Annotated in this window: 14 protein-coding genes and 2 pseudogenes; 10 read left to right on the top strand and 6 right to left on the bottom strand. The window is 60.2% G+C overall.

Annotated features, from left to right (window positions below; genetic code table 11):
* The first annotated feature begins 717 nt into the window (after positions 1-717).
* On the top strand, positions 718-972 hold the full coding sequence (locus ABIE33_RS35310; RefSeq protein WP_429133707.1) for a hypothetical protein: 255 nt from the start codon (positions 718-720) through the stop codon (positions 970-972).
* Between the two features lie 461 nt (positions 973-1,433).
* Positions 1,434-1,658: pseudogene (locus ABIE33_RS35305) on the top strand (AI-2E family transporter); the annotation flags it as partial.
* Positions 1,659-2,193: 535 nt separating this feature from the next.
* Here ABIE33_RS35305 and ABIE33_RS35300 read toward each other — a convergent pair.
* On the bottom strand, positions 2,194-2,436 hold the full coding sequence (locus ABIE33_RS35300; protein WP_429133705.1) for a hypothetical protein: 243 nt from the start codon (positions 2,434-2,436) through the stop codon (positions 2,194-2,196).
* Between the two features lie 88 nt (positions 2,437-2,524).
* Positions 2,525-2,830, bottom strand: a pseudogene (locus ABIE33_RS35295) (IS30 family transposase); the annotation flags it as partial.
* A gap of 277 nt (positions 2,831-3,107) precedes the next feature.
* Here ABIE33_RS35295 and ABIE33_RS35290 point away from each other — a divergent pair.
* Both ABIE33_RS35290 and petA read left to right on the top strand, forming a co-directional pair.
* A complete protein-coding gene (locus tag ABIE33_RS35290; protein ID WP_429133703.1) occupies positions 3,108-3,272 on the top strand; it encodes a hypothetical protein in 165 nt (54 codons plus the stop codon).
* A gap of 770 nt (positions 3,273-4,042) precedes the next feature.
* Entirely contained in the window at positions 4,043-4,606 is a 564-nt protein-coding gene (gene petA, locus ABIE33_RS35285; RefSeq protein WP_429133701.1) for a ubiquinol-cytochrome c reductase iron-sulfur subunit, read from the top strand.
* Between the two features lie 1,647 nt (positions 4,607-6,253).
* Here petA and ABIE33_RS35280 read toward each other — a convergent pair.
* Positions 6,254-7,195 carry a complex I NDUFA9 subunit family protein gene (locus ABIE33_RS35280; protein WP_429133699.1) on the bottom strand — a complete coding sequence of 314 codons (942 nt, stop codon included), beginning with the start codon at positions 7,193-7,195 and terminating at the stop codon, positions 6,254-6,256.
* Positions 7,196-7,557: 362 nt separating this feature from the next.
* Here ABIE33_RS35280 and ABIE33_RS35275 point away from each other — a divergent pair, with 362 nt between their 5' ends.
* Positions 7,558-9,372: an adenylate/guanylate cyclase domain-containing protein gene (locus ABIE33_RS35275; protein WP_429133697.1), complete on the top strand. Its 1,815-nt coding sequence runs from the start codon at positions 7,558-7,560 to the stop codon at positions 9,370-9,372.
* A gap of 477 nt (positions 9,373-9,849) precedes the next feature.
* Here the strand turns inward: ABIE33_RS35275 and ABIE33_RS35270 are convergent, their stop codons facing one another.
* Genes ABIE33_RS35270 through ABIE33_RS35260 form a run of 3 tightly spaced genes read right to left on the bottom strand, consistent with a single transcriptional unit; the run spans position 9,850 to position 12,053 of the window.
* Positions 9,850-10,905, bottom strand: coding sequence for a LacI family DNA-binding transcriptional regulator (locus tag ABIE33_RS35270; RefSeq protein WP_429133695.1), 1,056 nt, complete (start codon positions 10,903-10,905; stop codon positions 9,850-9,852).
* A complete protein-coding gene (locus tag ABIE33_RS35265; RefSeq protein ID WP_429133694.1) occupies positions 10,902-11,126 on the bottom strand; it encodes a tautomerase family protein in 225 nt (74 codons plus the stop codon). Before ABIE33_RS35265 ends, ABIE33_RS35270 begins: the two co-directional genes overlap by 4 nt.
* Positions 11,127-11,141: 15 nt before the next feature.
* Positions 11,142-12,053, bottom strand: a complete 912-nt coding sequence (locus tag ABIE33_RS35260) for an SMP-30/gluconolactonase/LRE family protein (protein ID WP_429133692.1) — start codon at positions 12,051-12,053, stop codon at positions 11,142-11,144.
* Between the two features lie 349 nt (positions 12,054-12,402).
* Here ABIE33_RS35260 and ABIE33_RS35255 point away from each other — a divergent pair, with 349 nt between their 5' ends.
* From ABIE33_RS35255 to ABIE33_RS35235, 5 genes are all read left to right on the top strand, one after another.
* Positions 12,403-13,527 (top strand): sugar ABC transporter substrate-binding protein, encoded by a 1,125-nt coding sequence (locus tag ABIE33_RS35255; protein WP_429133690.1) that lies wholly within the window; start codon positions 12,403-12,405, stop codon positions 13,525-13,527.
* 68 nt (positions 13,528-13,595) lie between these two features.
* Positions 13,596-15,137 (top strand): sugar ABC transporter ATP-binding protein, encoded by a 1,542-nt coding sequence (locus ABIE33_RS35250; protein WP_429133688.1) that lies wholly within the window; start codon positions 13,596-13,598, stop codon positions 15,135-15,137.
* Positions 15,134-16,114, top strand: a complete 981-nt coding sequence (locus tag ABIE33_RS35245; protein WP_429133686.1) for an ABC transporter permease — start codon at positions 15,134-15,136, stop codon at positions 16,112-16,114. Before ABIE33_RS35250 ends, ABIE33_RS35245 begins: the two co-directional genes overlap by 4 nt.
* Positions 16,115-16,125: 11 nt before the next feature.
* Positions 16,126-17,097 (top strand): ABC transporter permease, encoded by a 972-nt coding sequence (locus tag ABIE33_RS35240; protein WP_429133709.1) that lies wholly within the window; start codon positions 16,126-16,128, stop codon positions 17,095-17,097.
* 47 nt (positions 17,098-17,144) lie between these two features.
* A partial coding sequence (locus tag ABIE33_RS35235) for a hypothetical protein (protein WP_429133685.1) occupies positions 17,145-17,335 on the top strand: 191 nt, incomplete at its 3' end.

Genomic DNA, 17,335 nt, shown 5'->3' with positions numbered 1-17,335 from the left:
GATACACAAAACCCCATAGCTCACGGAATGCCGACCGCGGGTTCCTGCATGAGAGGCTTTCGTACGCCTGACGGCACCCGAAACCCTTCACCATGCCGGTCGTCTACACCCCGCGCTTTCAGTTCCTGAAAGCAGTCGGACTGCTATGCGGGCGGGCATGGCCGGAACGGGCCAAATGCGGGTCAATTACCACGCGGCATCTATGAGTGTAGAATTTAGGTAAGGGCGAGCTGCCGAGGGTTACCTTTCGTTGCGATTCCTCGGTCACGCGGAGCGGCTTGCCGGGCCTAGGCTCCCGGATCCCGGCCGTTGGCCGACGCGATGCTGATCCTCTGAGGCGAGGCTCTTAACCGGTCAAACCGCGCGCGACCGGGCTCTGGCAGCGTTGCTGCCAGAGCCCGGTACGCTCATGCAGCGTGAGCCTGCAAGTCTGAGCATCGATCCCGAGCGGCCCCGGTGATGCCCGGAAACAGCACGAACTGACTCTCGGAACCGTCCTTTGTTTTTGCGTTCCGTTTCAGGTCGCGGGAAGTTGCGAACTTCGAGGTACGAAAGAGACGATTTCGCTGGCGTTCCATCGGTGCAATCCCGAGAGAGATTCGCGGCCCTGCCGTTCATTCGTCCTGTGATCACGACGACGTGTGTTTTCGACGAGGAACGTTGATGACGCTTCCTTGTTTGGCCGATGTTGAAGGAGTTCTCAAATAGGAGCGTAACATGCTGAAGAAAATGATTGCCGCAGCGGCCCTATGCATTTTTGTCGCGCCTTCCGCTTTTGCGCAGGCCGACATCGCCTGTAACCAGGCGGCAATGGCGAAGCTTGAGACAGACGTGAAGGCCATTACCGATGAAATGAAAAAGGACTACGCCAACAAGGAATTGACAATGGCGAAAGAAGCCCTTGCGTCGAATGATTCTGACAAATGCAAGACCCATATGTCGAACGCGATGAAGGGAAACGATCCTATGTGATCGACTGACGGTGCCCTGAGCATCCGTGCAGGGCGCCGTCAGGCTCCTTTTGTATGACTATGTGTTTCAATCGCATGTCCATGCTCCAACGGATACCGAACGCCAGACCGGCCCGCGCAAGCGAAATTCGAAGCGCGCCAGCAACGACGCACGTCTTGCGGGCGATGCCGTGATCGTTCAAGCGATAGAAGCTGTAGGGCGTCCGAGTGCATGACCTGCTCAGGCGCAACAGCGGATAGAGACGGAAATGTCGCCCGAGCACCAACGCGGCTATGGGATCTAAAAGGTTGCGTTTCGACGTGGCCGACAACGACGCAACCGCCGTGCAACAATCGGCGTGTCCCGGTACTCTGGCTTAAATTAGGAGCCTTTCCGCGAGTGGGTCAATTCGGCTTGCCATACCCACGCGCCGCTCATAATTCGCGCAGAACGGCGAGGGGCAGGACGAGGCGGACCGGACAATGTCAGACCTTCGCAGATTGATTGGGCCCGTTCTCAGTTTTAGTGCGCTTGCACTGCTGGTTCTAGCCTGCGCCCTGGTCCTTTCGCCCTTCTTGTCGGCAATATTGTGGGCTGCGGTGATCTGTGACTCGACGTGGCCGGTCTATCGCCAATGGGAGCGTGCGGTGGGAGGATACCGCGCAGCTGCCGCAGCATTAATGACGATGCTGGTCGTCTCTGTATTGGCTGTGATGCCCCAGCGTTCATCGTCGAACTCAAGAAACTAACGGGGGGCGAACGCAATCGGCATCGCATTCCGTCCTGCCCGAGCAATCGGAGAAGGCCCGGCGGACTAGTGCCAACTCAGTGCGTCGGTTTGAAAGATAAGATTGATGGCACTTCTCACGCGCAGACCTGACTGCTGCGCATGCTTACATGAAATGCGTTAGTAGCGCCTGGTTGAGTTCCCACGGTATGCGCCATCCAAGAAAATGAGCGGTTAGGAGGTGCCGAACAATTGCGATCCCTAGCGTCCTGCCAATGATCCTTCCAATACCGCCAAGTATCGATGCGGTCGATCTCAGCACGTCCCTCATCTATCACAAACCATCGCGGCCTGCCGCAGTGATCCCTCCACCGGGCCGGGTCGGCGCAGCTGCCGCTAAGGGCCCGCCCAAATACTTACATCTATGCAGATGTGAATGGGTTTTCTTGCCTTTTGTCTTGCAGATGATTTGGGCGCAGCGGATTTTCTGCGCCAATCATCAATCCGCAATATTATTACTTGATAAAGCCTGGGTACTGTACTTCCTCGCGATTCACGCCTTTCGTGTCCAACCGAACCGGCGTGGGCTCCGACACCTCCGCCATGTACCCATGTGCTACAAGCCAGTCGCGCAAAATGCTCTCAACCGCGGCGGCACGGCCGGCAGGTGGCGGTGTAAGGTCCGGGTCGGTCATGTAGGCCGTCAGTCCGGCTTCTATTTCATCTGCAAGGAGTGGAAAGTCTGGTGAATCGGACATGGTAGGCTCCTCAGGGCTTCAGCAAAGATAACGAGCTTTGACGGCGCCTGTTCCGGCGTGTTGGACAACTGATCCACAGGCTCCGGTCGGGGCGCCGATTGCGGCGGTCTTCCGGTAAGTGCCGATAGAGCTCCAGCGCATAATCTTCCTTACCGTAGCTGAAGCGATAGATCGCCTCGGTGCAGACACGCACGGCGCTCAAGCCATCGGTGAGCAGGCGGCCGGAGGGACCAAATGCCTTCAGCTGCTCGATGACCAGTTCGCGCAATTGCGGGTGCCGCATAAGCTTCCTCAAACGCCGCCGCCGCTCTTTTCGGATGTTGTCAGCAACCTTTGGGAAGCAGCCGCTATATTCTGGCAACTCGCGTTCCTGGAATGTATTGCGGCTTGGTTCGCCAGCACCTTGCGTCCGTCTCGAAGCTTACTATCTCTTTTTCCATCCTCGACATGGAGCATCGAGATGGATCAGCTCTCAACGAGAACCCTTTCGGTCCCCGAAATTGAAGTCATCCCGCCAGAGCGCGATGAAGGTCACCCCCGAGACGCGAGGATCTGCCTTTGTGTCATAAGAAGCGCTCAACCTCGCGGATGGACGCCGACGGTTGTGGCATTTGTGACGAATGTTTGGCGCCATGACGCGATCGGCGACTAAGCTATCGTCGGATCCTCTGGTGAAGTTCGAGAAGGCGCTGACGAAGCTTCCCGACGGCCGCGTGGCCGGACTTCTCCAAGGCTGCCGATGGGCCGGGATCATCAGACACTCAGCCGATGGCAAGCGAGCGTGGCTTTATGGCAAGGAACTCGGCGGAACGGATGTCGTCAGCTTCACCCTCTAAGTGGTGTCAGGCGAGAGTGCATCCGCAAGCCATGCGAGTTGTCATCGGCGAAGGTCTTTGACTTAGTGCTTGGCTTTGAACCGGCCTGAACCGGCGAGCATCTGCGGTGAGGCTCTGACATTGCTGGCGGCCTTCTGCGACACAGAACCCGAAAGGCCGCCCTTTTTCGTGTTACCTCCCACCTTCAGCGCATCCCGATCATAATGCCGTGCGAAATCCAGGATCTTCGCTCATAGCCCCTAACCCTCAGCCGGCCCGGGCGGCATAGGCCGACGTTAGCCCCGCATCGATTATGCGGCGGGGCTGGAGGTTTCAACTCTGAAATTGAGGGGAAGACCCAGACGGTCTGGGGTTGGAGTAACCAGACCGTCCGGAGCCCGCGTTGGGTGCCTCCACAATTTGACAACGCTATGCCTTAAAACGCTGGTTCATCCGAGCATTGTTCCGATTGCTAGCGTGCCTGCGTTGGACAGGCGTGCCATTGGCGAGGGTGCGGGGCGTCGGTCTTGTCGCTCATAGTTGGACCTCAAGACCGGCGGGAAAAATTGAAGGACAAGAACAGGCCTGCCGCTTCTGAACTCAAGTCAACTTCCCGAGGACGTGGTAAGCTATTCAATTCCAGAGATTGAAAATAAGCACGAAACGCCGTGCGACTTATAGGAAATTGGGTGGCGATGTAAAATTGTGAGGATTGTTACACTTGGCGATCTCGGGAGGTTGTCGGGAAAACCTTTTGTTTCCCTGTCCCCCAGGGCGAGCAAGGCGGCATGATGGCTATGGATGAAACGCGAGAACCCACCCGACGCGATTTTCTTTATCTGGTGACAGCCATGACAGGTGTAGTGGGTATCGGGGCCGCCTCCTGGCCATTCATCGACCAGATGCGTCCTGACGCCTCGACACTTGCGATGGCCTCCATTGAGGTGGACGTATCCTCGCTCGTCGAGGGTATGTCACTGACCGTCAAATGGCGCGGTCGCCCGGTTTTCATTCGCAGCCGCACCCAGCAGGAAATCGAAGCGGGAAGGACGACTGCGCTTGACGACCTCAAGGACCCCTTGGCCCGGAATGCCAACCTTGCCGATGACCAACCCGCGACCGATGTTGCCCGTTCTGCCGGAGAGGGGAAGGAGAAGTGGATCGTGATGATCGGGGTCTGCACGCATCTCGGGTGCGTGCCTCTAGAACAGGCGGGCGACTTCGGAGGCTGGTTCTGCCCGTGTCACGGGTCGCACTATGATACCGCCGGTCGCGTCCGCAAGGGGCCTGCACCGGAGAACTTGGCGATTCCGCGCTTCCAGTTCATCTCCCAAACCGTTGTCCGGATCGGATAGGCCGCGCAAGTGCAACAATTGCAGCCGATAGGGTATTCCGCGGGACGCCCCGATGGTTCTGTCGCCCGAAATCGCTGCACAACGTTAGTAACCCTATTCTTGCCAATGCGAATATCGCGCGCGATCCCGCGGTAGCTGCGGGTCTTCGGCAATTGTAAGAGCGAGCGATCTGACTTAGGACGCTGCCCCATCCGGCGGCCTAGTTGCTTTCCCTGCGCTCTTGCCGCGGCGAGACCGGATTTGACGCGTGCGCTGATGAGGTCGCGTTCGAATTCATTGGCAACGTGTGATCGGGACTCTGCCAACATAGCGTATACTGGCACATGGATGACCTACGGACACTAGCGGCCTTCCTTCCGCAACCTTAACCCCAAAGGAAGGCCACTTTTTTCGCGCTAATGCCGCCGCCTCGTCGACAATCGGATCTTTGAGCTAAAGGAAAAGCCCGAAATGGGGCCGAATGTGAGGTAGATGTCAGTGGCGCGTTTGCCTCAGCGGTTGCTGTTCGCGCATGGCGCTGCGATTTCTGGGGCTCGCTCGTTTGCAGAACCAGCGCCCGCACTCGCTTAACGCCAACTCATCCGTATTACCGGACCTGAATTCATCCAGCAGGAATTTTGCGAGGGGGCCCGCAGTTCTCGAGTGAGATCGCCTCGAAACGGTAGCGAGTATCTTGTCGGTGCGGCCTAAGCTGCATTTACATAAGGCGAGGAGGACCCGGGGGCCGCCCCCTTCGCCCCTTCCAAGCGCCCGCCGCCCAGCTTCCTCCACTCCACTGACGTTGCGCTCAAGATGCCGGATCAGTTCACTGAAATGAAAAATCCTGTCAGGCTCATTCTCAATTTAACCGCCAAAAATCTTTGAACTCTTCCAGATCGTAGCGAGCGGACAGCCGCGAACGACCTTATCCTCAAGAGCCCGCCTCAATTCGGGTTTGCCTCGGAACCTTCAGCCCCGGTAGCCACTTCCTGTTGTTGAAACCGGAGTAACTGGCTATGCCCAAGAAAATTGCTGTATCACCCGAGAGCGGCGCCCCTAAAAAGCAGCCGGTCCGCCGCCCCGTGCGCCAGGAAGCGACACCGGAACCCGATGATTGCAAACATCCGTGCCGTGACACAAGAGAAACGCCGGCGCCGAATCCAAACGGCGAGCCTTTCGACGGGTCTTAGCCTCGTTCTGGCCGTTGCAAAGAATCTTGGAAGATCGGAACATTGTTTGGCTCAGGCCGGACCTCGTTAGCATTTGAGAGTGGATGTGGCTTGGCCGACGTGATCAGTCAGGTGCTTGGGGCGGATGGAACAATTGGACGCGAAAGAAGTTTGCAGGTGTGAGTGAGCCCTCCGGTTTCTCCCCCAATATCGAGCCGTCCGGTTTCTCCCCCAATATCGAGCCGTCCGGTTTTTCCTCCATTCTCCGAGCGACGAGGACGCAGACGGCCTAAAGGCGCGCCATCGGTAAGAGCGTCGGCTCCCTCCTGTTCGGCACAATGCGCACAGCAGTAAATGGTGTCTCCCTGCTCGACTCCATGCCCGATGATCCCGGACGCTGCAATGCAGGCCGAACTGGTCGCCTCTGCCCAGGACCGTATTGTCCTATTCAGTCCGACCAACGTCGCGAACAGCGGATAGGTTCCATCGGAGGTTGGGCTTAAGCCGCCTTCGCGAGCATGCGGACGACTTCCTCGACGCTGCGGGGTTGGATGCCCAATTCTTTCAAACCCGGCAGATCGATTGCCGCGACATTGTCATGACGCATGAGGTCGACTTGGTTCCGCGCGAGTGACCCTGTGGGAAGAAACTCTGCAACAGTTGCCAACATACTCCATACCGCGAATGGCACGGGCACCAGCCTGGTTCGCACCTTGAATTGAATGGCGACCTTCTGGACTAATTCCCTGTACGAATAAATGCGCGGGCCGGCGCACTCGAAAATTGATGCACCCGTGGGATTCTGGCCCAGGGCCAAGCGACTCACAGCTTCCGCCACGTCCTCGACATAAACCGGTTGCAGCCGAGTGTCCCCTTCGCCGAACAGCGGATAGATCGGGAGGAGGCGTACCAACCTCGCGATCGTTGTGATGAACGCGTCGTCGGGGCCCGTCATGACAGCGGGACGGACGATCACTGCGCCTGGAAACGCCGCCTTCACCACGTCCTCACCGCGGCCCCGGGCCCGGATGTAATTCGAACGGGAGTTCGGATTCGATCCGATGCCGGAAATCTGGACGAACCTCTCGACGCCGACATCCCGCGAAGCGGTCGCCAGAGCGGCTGCGGCTTCTACATGGACACGCTCGAATGTCTCCTTACCGCGCTCCACGTAAAGGCTGACTGCATTCACAACAGCGCGAGATCCAGCCACGGCCGCGACGATCGAGGATGGAACGAGTATATCTGCTTCGATCTGCTGAGATGGCCTCTGATCGGACGCGTTGTCCCACTTGTTCTTACGGGGATGACGCGAGACCGAACGTACATCGATACCCTTGTCCACAAGCCTGCTCACGATCCGCCGCCCAACAAAGCCCGTTCCGCCAAACACTGTCACATTGCTCACGTCGGCTACATTTCGATCATTCTGGTTAGCCATATTACTCTCTAGGTTCTCCGACAAAGCGGCGGGTCGTCAGACGCATTCTCCGGCTGGCTTCCGAACCTCGCGGTGGGTTCCCATTCCACGGCCGATTTTCGGGAAAACGTTTCCAGTATGCATCCGTTCCGTGAAACCTTCCCAACAGAACGAATTAGTGAAGGAAGGCTCTGGGCCTGCGAGCCGCTGACGGATAGGACTGGCTTGTTGCAAAGATCCACGACAGGGGATTAAGCGGTGAGCCGGCTGGTAGGCGCCCACCAGCAAGTCGCTATGGATGGAAAACCGGTCATAGAGCATGGCTGCGCTGACTGCTGTCCTTCATCCGATCGCTGGCGACAAACAGCTGTGGATATGGGAAAATGCGCCGATACTATGGCCAACAAAATCGAGCCGCTGGAGAAGTCACTGTTGTGGATCGGAAGCTTGCAGCCATCCTTTCGGCCGACGTTGCTGGGTTCAGCCGCCTTGCAGCGCTCGACGAGGAGGGTACGGTTCGGGCGCTCGATCTATGCCGCGGTCGGATCGACGAATTGGTTAGCGAGCATGGCGGCCGTATCTTCGGTAGCGCAGGTGATGGCTTCGTCGCCGAGTTCCCAAGTGCGGTTCAGGCCGTCCGATGCTCTGTAGAAATCCAGCGCGGTCTTTTCGGTCTCTCCGTAGACCGCCCACCCGATCGTCGCCTGGAATTCCGCATTGGCGTCAATCTGGGTGACGTCGTTGTGTCTGGAGACGATCTGCTAGGCGACGGTGTCAACATCGCGGCCCGCGTGCAGGAGATCGCCGCTCCGTCAGGCATCTGCATTTCCGCATCGGTGCGCGAACATCTCGACGGCAAGGTGCCGTTCACGCTGACCAGCCTGGGCGAACGGAGCTTGAAGAATATCCCCCGGCCAATTTTTGTCTTTCGGGTCGATTGGCAGCAAGAGACGCCTGTCGAAGGCGGCATAGTGTCTATGCCATCACTTGCGGCCCGCCGTGGCAAGGACCAGCCGTCGATCGTCGTCATGCCCTTCGACAACCTCAGCGGTCAGGGCGACGAATACTTCGTGGACGGCGTTGTGGAGGAAATCACCGCCGCGCTCTCGCGGGTGCGGAATTTCTTTGTTATCGCGCGACAGTCCGCGTTCACCTACAAGGGACGCTTCGTTGACGTGCGTGAAGTTGGCAGAGAACTCGGCGTCAATTATGTGGTCGAAGGCACCGTTCGCCGGGGCGGCGACCGACTGCGCATTTCCGTGCAACTGGTCGACGCGGAGACAAGGACCCAGTTCTGGTCCGATCGTTACGAGGGCGCAATCGAAGATATTTTCGCGTTCCAGGATCGGATCGCGGCGCAGGTGGCAGGCGCCATTCATCCGGCTATTCGCGATGCCGAGATCGAGCTGGCCAAACGCAAGCCGCCGACCAGTCTGCGGGCCTATGATCTCGTTATGCGCGCCTATCCGAAACTTTGGGGCCGCCGCAAGGATACCAACAACCAGGCGATCGAACTGCTTCGGCAAGCGATCGCCGTCGATCCTGATTATGGCCGCGCGTATGCGCTTTTGGCGTGGTGCCACGCTTCCAATGCCTCGTACCTATGGACCCAACAGCTGGAACGTGAGCTGGTGAAGGCGCGCGCAGCGGTTGAAGCTGCTGGGTCGATCAGCGACGATCCAACCGCGCTGACTGCAGCCGGCGCGGCAATGAGCATCTGCGGCGATCAGGAGCGCGCAACTACCTTTATCGAAAAGGCGCTTGCGCTCGATGCAAACAATGCCTGGGCATGGGCGCGCTTCGGCTGGCTTGCGATCTACAAGGACGAAGCCACTCGCGCAACGGAACGCTTTCAGCGTGGGATGACCCTAAGCCCAAGAGATCCGCTCGCGTTTAACATGAGATTGGGGATGGCCTTTTCCTTGGCCATGGAAGGGTCTCTTGCAGAAGCCATCGCGATAGCCCAGCAGGTCGTCAACACTTATCCTGACGTGACCTGGTGCTATCGCCACCTCGCCGCCTGGTCGGCGATGAGCGGAGACTTGGAGACCGCCCGATCGGCTGCGCAGAAGTTGTTGGCGGCCGAGCCCGACTTTACCATCGAGTGGTATCGAGCGCTGCCTTGGTTTCAAAATATACCGCAGTGGCAGGATCAAATGGCCGAGGGTTTGCGGCAAGCAGGATTGCCTGAACGCTGATTGGCGTTCAGGGACATGCGCGGCTCGATCACGAGCGTTGCGCAGGCTTTTTCCCGCATTGTGCGTTTAGGATCGCAAAATGTAATCGCCTGGAATGGGTTCCGTCGCAACTATCTTGAGCTTCGGCGCTCAAAGCCTAAGATAGTTGGGGCCGCCTTTGGGCCGGCGCGAAGCGGCATCACACTCGATCATGTAAGCTGGTGGCATTCTCCATTTTGCGTACGAACTGGCGATAGCGATCCGGACATTAATCGGCATTGCCGTCACTGGGATTGCTTTCAACCACGCAAGAGGTGATGTGCCTGTCGCCGGCTTGGGGATTATCAACTTTGGCGTCAGTTGAGATCGGCATGATAGCATTGCTGTCGAAGCTCGCGTCGACGATCAACCACCAAAATTGACTGCTCTACACGGAAGAGCCGATCCAGCTGCAAGGTCGCTTTTCGCCGCTCTGCCATCAAGGTTTCCGACATCGTTTCAGCGCATCGTGCTTTCGCGGATTTGAAGCTCGAAGCCCAAGTCGACGATCGGCGATGCAATCGGCCGACCGGCAAGTCGATCTAGCGCCATTTGCACCGAGCGCAGGCCGATTTCATAGCGTGGTGTGCGTACGCTGGTTAGCGAGGGATAGGCTACACGCATCATGTCGAGGTCGTTGAAGCCGCAGATTGCCATGCGGTGCGGTACCGCGATCCCCGCCCGCTGGCATTCAAATAGTAAACCCATGGCAAGGTCGTCATTGTTGCAGAAGACTGCGTCAAGATCAGCGGCCTTCGCCAGCGCATCGGCCAGGAGCTGCCCGCCCAGGGATACGCGCGACGGCGTCAGCGTGGTGGTTACCAGCTTGGGGTCGAAGAGCTGTGCCGCCTCCAGTGCCGATCGATAGCCGGCCAGGCGGCGCTGCGAGCGCGGATCCATGCGGGCGCCGATAAAGCCTATCCGGCGATATCCCGTCTCGATCAGATGGTTGGTCGCCGCCTTGCCGCCTTCGAAATGGGAAAAGCCGACCAGCATGTCGACCGGGTCGTCGCCATGTTCCATGATTTGCACGATCGGGCAGTCTGCGCTCTCGAGCAATTTGCGGGTCGTCTCGGTCTGGTCGATGCCGGATACGATCAGCGCCGAAGGCCGCTGGCTCAGAAACATGCGGACCAGGCGTTCCTCTTCCCGCGGAGAATAGTGGGTATTGCCCATCTGTATCTGCAGCGGTCCGTCGCCGAGCCCGTCATAGATACCTCGCACGATGTCGGCAAAGACGATGTTCGTCAGCGATGGCACGAGAACCCCGATCACATCGGTGCGGGAGGACGCGAGCGCGCGCGCATTGGGGTCGGGTGCATAGCCGAGCTGGAGTACCGCCGTATCGATCTCCGCACGCAGTTCGGCCGAAACGAGGGACGGGTCGCGCAGGGCGCGCGAGACGGTGATCGCGGCGACGCCGGCCAACTTCGCGACGTCGGCGATGGTCGGCCTGCCGCTGCCGCGCCGGCTCGCCCTGCGCCCCCGGTCCCTGGAAACGGTGTCGTCCGTCACGTTGGCTCCTGCTCGCTGCGCCAGCGCAAGGTCTCGACATCGGTGCTGCCGACATACCAGTCCCTTGCTTCGACCTCATCGAAGACGATGGAGATTTCGCGCTCGGGAAGTCCGGTTGCCTCGGCAATCGCTGCCGCGACCTTGCTGCTTATTGCAGCCTTCTTGCCTGAAGGATCATCGGCGAGGGTTTCGCGCACGATGGTGATGCGCACAAACGGCATTGCTGACCTCCCGTCTCAATAGAGTTTTGCACCGTTGACCATCAGCCGAACCGCATAAAGCGAACTGGTCGCGCAGATGTAGAGGATGTTTCGTTTGGCCCCGCCGAACACGCAGTTGGCGGCATTCTCCGGTACCCTCACCTTGCCGAGCAGGGTACCGTCCGGGTGGTAGCAATGGATGCCGTCTCGCGCGCTCGTCCAGATCCGGCCCTCGTCATCCAGGCGGAAGCCGTCAAAGAGACCGGCGGTGCAATCGGCAAAGACGCGCCCGCCAGACACTCCGCCCGCCTCATTCACATCGAAGACGCGCATGTGCGCAGGATGGTCAGGCCCGTGCGTGCGGCCGGTGTCGACGACGTAGAGCCGCTTTTCGTCAAGGGAGAAGGCAAGGCCATTCGGCCGCACCATGTCGGTTATCACGGCGGCGACCTCGCCCGTCGCCGGGTCGACACGATAGACGTGGCAGGCGCCGATCTCGCTTTCGGCCTTGTGTCCCTCGTAGTCGGACTCGATGCCGTAGGCGGGATCGGTGAACCAGATCGACCCGTCCGACCGCACGACGACGTCGTTCGGCGAGTTGAGCCGCTTGCCGTTCCAGCGATCGGCAACGGTGGTGACGCTCCCGTCATGTTCCGTACGGCTCACGCGGCGGCTGCCGTGCTCGCAGGTCACCAGCCGACCCTGCCGGTCGGTGGTGTTGCCGTTGGAGAAGTTCGACGGCTGGCGAAAGATGCTCACATGTCCGTCGGTCTCGTCATAGCGCAGCATCTGGTCATTGGGGATATCCGACCACACGACGTAGCGCCCGGCGGCGAAATAGGCGGGCCCTTCCGCCCAGCGACAGCCGGTATAGAGCTGCTCCACCCGGGCGCTGTGGTTGACCAGGCGGGCAAAGCGCTGGTCCACGATCTCGAAGTCCTCGGCCATGGTTCCCCCTCATGCGGCGGCGATCGCACCTTTGATGCGGACATATGATAGCGCTATCATATGGGAAGGAATAGAGCATCTTGCTCTAGTGCGGGTTTACAGGTCAAAAATCACCTGAAAACAGGCATATTCTGTTCTCATGTAATCCGCAAATGTTACTTTACAATCTTCTGTGGTAGCGCTACCTAATTATATGACATGGGTGTTTTCGGGAGGAGACCAGACGCCTCGTCAATGATGAAAGCAGGCATTCAGCGTGCCGGTGCCAGAGGAGTTCGTGCCGTTCGAGGAAAGTTCATCCTCGGGCCGGAGAGCAAAACCAGTGGCGCGCCCATGGGAGGAAATGTCGATGGTGAAGTCACTCGCTGGCGGCATCGTTGCCGCCACTGCCTTTTTCATGTTGGGCTCGGCCGCCTATGCAGAGCCGGAAGTCGTGTCAGGACCTGCGGCGGAGCCGGAATGCTTCACGCCGTGGTCGGCGGACACAAAATTCTTCAAGTTTCCAAAAAAGGACGGCCCGTATCGCATCGCGCTTGCGAACGGCTACATCGCCAACACCTGGCGTATCCAGATGGTGCAGACGGCAAAGGCCTATGCAGCTCAGCCAGACGTGGCGGCCAAGCTGAAGGAGTTCAAGGTCGTTTCGACGGGTGAGGATGTGCCCGCTCAGATCTCGGCGATCAACAACTTCATCGATTCCGGCTATGACGCCATCGTCGTCAACGCCCAGAACCCGACAGCCTTCGCGCCCGTCATCAAGCGGGCGAAGGAAGCAGGCGTTGTGCTGGTCGCCTTCGACAACATCCTCGACACCGAGGACGCGATCAACGTCAACGTCGACCAGAAGGGGCTTGGCGAACTGTGGGGCGACTGGCTCGTCAAACATCTGCCGAACGGCGGCAAGGTGCTGGAGGTGCGCGGTGTTGCCGGCACGTCGGTCGATACCGACCGGCACGAGGGCATTCACGAGAAGCTGCAGGCGTCGGGCAAGAACTTCGAGGTCGTCGAGGTCATGGGTAAGTGGGATGACGGCGTCGCCCAGAAGGTGACGGCGGATGCGATCGCCACCAGCGGTCCCTTTGACGGCATTACTGGCCAGGGCGGCGATACCGGCATCGTCCAGGCGATGATCGACGCCAAACATCCGTTCGTACCGTTCGGTGGCGAGACCGAAAACGGGTTTCGCAAGTTCTGCGCCGCTCATGCCGCCGATGGCCTGAAATGCTCGTCGGCCGGAACCGGACCCGCACAGGTGGCCGTCGCCATCAAGACGGCGATCGCCGCGCTCGAGGGGCAAGTGGTGCCGCAGTCGGTCAAGCTGCCGTTGGCTATTGTCGAAGATCCGAATTTCAAGGATGGCCAGGACTACTTCCAATCCGAGTCCGACAACTTCTTCGTCGGCAATTCCTTCCCCACCTGCGGGATCAACTTCTCCGCCCAGGAGATCATGAAGCAGAGCAAGGAAAACCAGTAGTTCGACCAGGATCGGGCATCGCGCAGTCTTGCGATGCCCGTCGCCAGCAACGGTTCCCGGAGAAAGCAATGGAAAGTGGCGCAGCGCTCTTTCGCATGGAAGGGATATCGAAACGCTATGGCGGGGTTCGAGCGCTTGAAAATGCCGAACTGTCTGTCAGGACAGGGGCCATCCACGCCGTTCTCGGCGAGAACGGCGCCGGCAAGTCGACGCTCATCAAGATCATGGCAGGCGTCGTGGCTGCGGACGAGGGACAGATGACGCTCGCTGGGCAGCCGGTGCAATTCGCCTCGCCGGCCGCAGCCAACGCCGCCGGCATCGCCTGCGTCTTTCAGGAGTTGTCGCTGATCCCGGAACTCAGCGTCGCCGACAACATCATCATTTCCAATCCGCCGACGCGGTTTGGCATGATCGACCGCAAGGCCCAGCGGCGCCTGGCAGAGGAGGCGCTGGCGCGCGCCGGTGCCGCCGACATTCACCCCCTGGCGCTGGTCAAGGACCTGCCGCTGTCGCGACAGCAGATCGTCGAGATAGCCAAGGCGCTGGCCCGCAAGCCGCGCATCCTTATCCTCGACGAGGCGACATCGGCGCTGACGGCGGCCGACGTATCGAAAGTCTTTGCGGTGCTGAAGCGATTGCGTGCGGAAGGGCTGGCGCTTGTCTACATCTCGCATCGCATGAACGAGATTGCGGAACTTGCGGACGATTGCACGGTGTTCCGCAATGGTGGCAAGGTTGCGAGCTATGCGGCGGGCTCCAGGAGCGACGCGGAGGTCATCGAGATGATGATCGGCCGCGAGTATCACAGCGTCTATCCGCCAAAGCCGGTTCGGAGCGCGCAAACCGCACCCGTCCTTGAGGTACGAGACCTTTCCTGGGCGGACCGCCTTCACGACATCTCGTTTTCGCTGCATGCGGGTGAAATTGTTGGCCTCGGCGGACTGGACGGGCAGGGGCAGCGCGACCTGCTTCTGGCGCTGTTCGGGGTCCTGCGCGCGCTGCGCGGCACGGTGCTTGTCGATGGCAGCCCGGTCAGAATCGGCAGCCCCGCGCAGGCGCGCCGGCACGGCATCGGCATGGCGCTCATCCCCGAGGACCGCAAGACCGAGGGGCTGATGCTGCCGATGACGGTGCGCGACAATCTCTCGCTCGCGTCTCTCGACCGGCTGACACGCGCAGGGATCATCGACGGCGCGAAGGAGGAGAGCGCCATCAACCAGATGATGACGCTGCTTGCCATCAAGGCGGGGAACATTGACGGGCCCGTCGGCGCCCTTTCCGGCGGCAACCAGCAGAAGGTCGTCATCGCGAAATGGCTGATGCGGCAGCCGCGCATCATTCTGCTGAACGATCCCACGCGCGGCATCGACGTGGGAACCAAGCAGGAGATCTACCTGCTGTTGCGGCGCCTCGCGGACGAAGGCGCGGCCATCCTGTTCTATTCGACCGATTATGCCGAGCTCATCGGCTGCTGCGACCGCGTCCTCGTGCTTTACGACGGCGCGGTGAAACGGGAACTGGCGGGAGCAGAGATAACGGAGCGTACCCTGATAGCGAGCGCGCTCAACATCCCGCCTGCAGAACCAACCGAGCGGGAGCCGGCGCAATGAAGGACTGGGAATACCGATTGGCGGAGCACCGGGGCACGCTGATGGCGCTGGCGATCTTCGTGGTGATGTTCATCATCTACACCGCGAACCATCCGGCCGGTTTCACCGCCAATGTCATCCAGACGGCGGCCAACAAGGGGGTGCTGCTCGCCTTCGTCGCGATGGCTCAAACCATGGTCGTGATCACCGCAGGCATCGACCTCTCCGTCGGCATGATCTTCCTGCTCACCAACTGTCTTGCGTCGTGGCTGGTCGTGGGCTCGCCGCTCGAGACGGCCCTAGGCGTCGTCGTTGTCCTCGCCGTGGGTGCCTTGTGCGGGGCAACCAACGGCGCCATCGTCATATACGGACGCCTGCAGCCGATTGTGGCGACGATCGCCACGGGAGCGGTCTATTTCGGGATCGCCCTGTTGCTGCGGCCCTTTCCGGGAGGATCCGTCAACGAGCAACTCGCCGATGCCCTGACGGGACGGATCTTCAGTGTCGTGCCTGCGAGCCTTGTGGCACTCGCGGCAGTGGTCATCCTGATATGGGTGCCCTTCAGCCGATCGGTCTATGGCCGCGCGGCCTACGCCGCCGGCTCTTCCGAGACTGCGGCCTACATGTCCGGTATGCCGATCCGCCGCGGCAAGCTGCTTGCCTATACGCTCTCGGGCCTGGTGGCTGCCCTCGGCGGGCTGTTCCTCACCTCTTTCACCTATACCGGCGACGCGGCCCTTGCGAGCGGCAATGCCTACACGCTGTTTTCGATTGCCGCCGTGGTGCTGGGTGGCGTGTCGCTGTTTGGCGGCAAGGGCAGCGCCATCGGCGCCGTCTTCGGCGCGCTGGCGTTCCGGACGATCGGCGACCTTCTGTTCGTTTTCGATCTCGATCCGCTGTGGCAGCCGCTGTTCCAGGGACTGATCCTGCTGGCGGCCGTCAGCCTTGGCGCGCTCGCCCTCTTCCGCGTACGCAATCGATTGGAGTGGTTCCTGTGAGCGAGACGGCGATGACGCAGGCAGCGGAGCGGAAGCCGGGTTTCATGCGTAGCCTCGATCCGGCGGTGCTCACAGCGTTCGGCTGCATCGTGCTGCTTCTCATCCTTGGCAGCTTCTATTCGCGCAGCTTCCTGTCACCGGAATATCTGCTGCAGCAATTGAAGGTCGCTTCCTTCCTCGGCATCATCGCCACGGGCATGATGCTCGTCATCCTGCTCGGGCAGATCGATCTTTCCGTGCCGTGGACCGTGGCAACGGGCGCGATGATGGCCTGTGCGGCTGCGGCCTACGGCCCCTTGGGCACTGCGCTTGCCATTCCCTTCGGCATCCTGTGCGGTATCGCCATCGGTCTCGTCAACGGCGTCGGGGTGGCATATCTGCGCATTCCCTCGATGATCGTGACGCTTGCGACCAATGCCGTCGCTCAAGGGGTAATGGTGGTCTATACGGGTGGCTTCTCGCCGCAGGATTCCGCCACCGCGGCCATGCGTTATCTCGCCACCGGCGCCTTGATCCCAGGCATCCCGAATGGCGTCTTCATCTGGGCACTGATCGGTGCGGCGATGGTCTTCCTTCTGCGCCGGACGGGCTTCGGGCGGGCGGTCTACGGCATCGGCAACCGCGAGCGTGCGGCCTATCTTTCCGGGATCAGTACCCGCCGCATCGTCATGACTGCCTTTGCCGCCTCGGGCGGGCTCTCGGCGTTTGGCGGGGTCCTGCTCGCAGGCTATGCTTCCAAGGCCGCGCAATCCATGGGCGATGCCTACCTCCTTCCTGCCATAGCGGCTGTCGTGCTTGGCGGAACCTCGATCCTCGGCGGGCGGGGATCCTATCTCGGCACTGTCGCCGGCGTTATCCTCATCACGCTGCTGCAATCGATCCTGTCCGTCACGCAGATGCCCGAGGCCGGACGCCAGATCATCTACGGCCTGGTGATCATCTTCATGCTCTTGCTTTATGGCCGCGCACCGGCGAGCCGGTAGGCATGCGGGAAGCGGGAACGTGCCGCATTTGTCCTGAGCATCGCACAATGTATCTTGAACAGCCTTCCCCGGGCGGACGAGGCTCGTGTCAATGGCCGCCGGATTTTCCGCAAATGTGGGCATCGAATTTTCCCGAGTTTGATGGGTTTAATTTCGGTGATCAGCCGTTGTCGCGATCGGTTTTCAATCCTGGTGGTCTGCCGCGCTTTTTCGGCACGGGCGGCGGGTTGATGAGAGC

The organism is Ensifer sp. 4252, from assembly GCF_050434565.1.
Classification (GTDB): Bacteria; Pseudomonadota; Alphaproteobacteria; order Rhizobiales; family Rhizobiaceae; genus Ensifer.
This window is presented reverse-complemented; position numbering and strand designations above follow the sequence as displayed.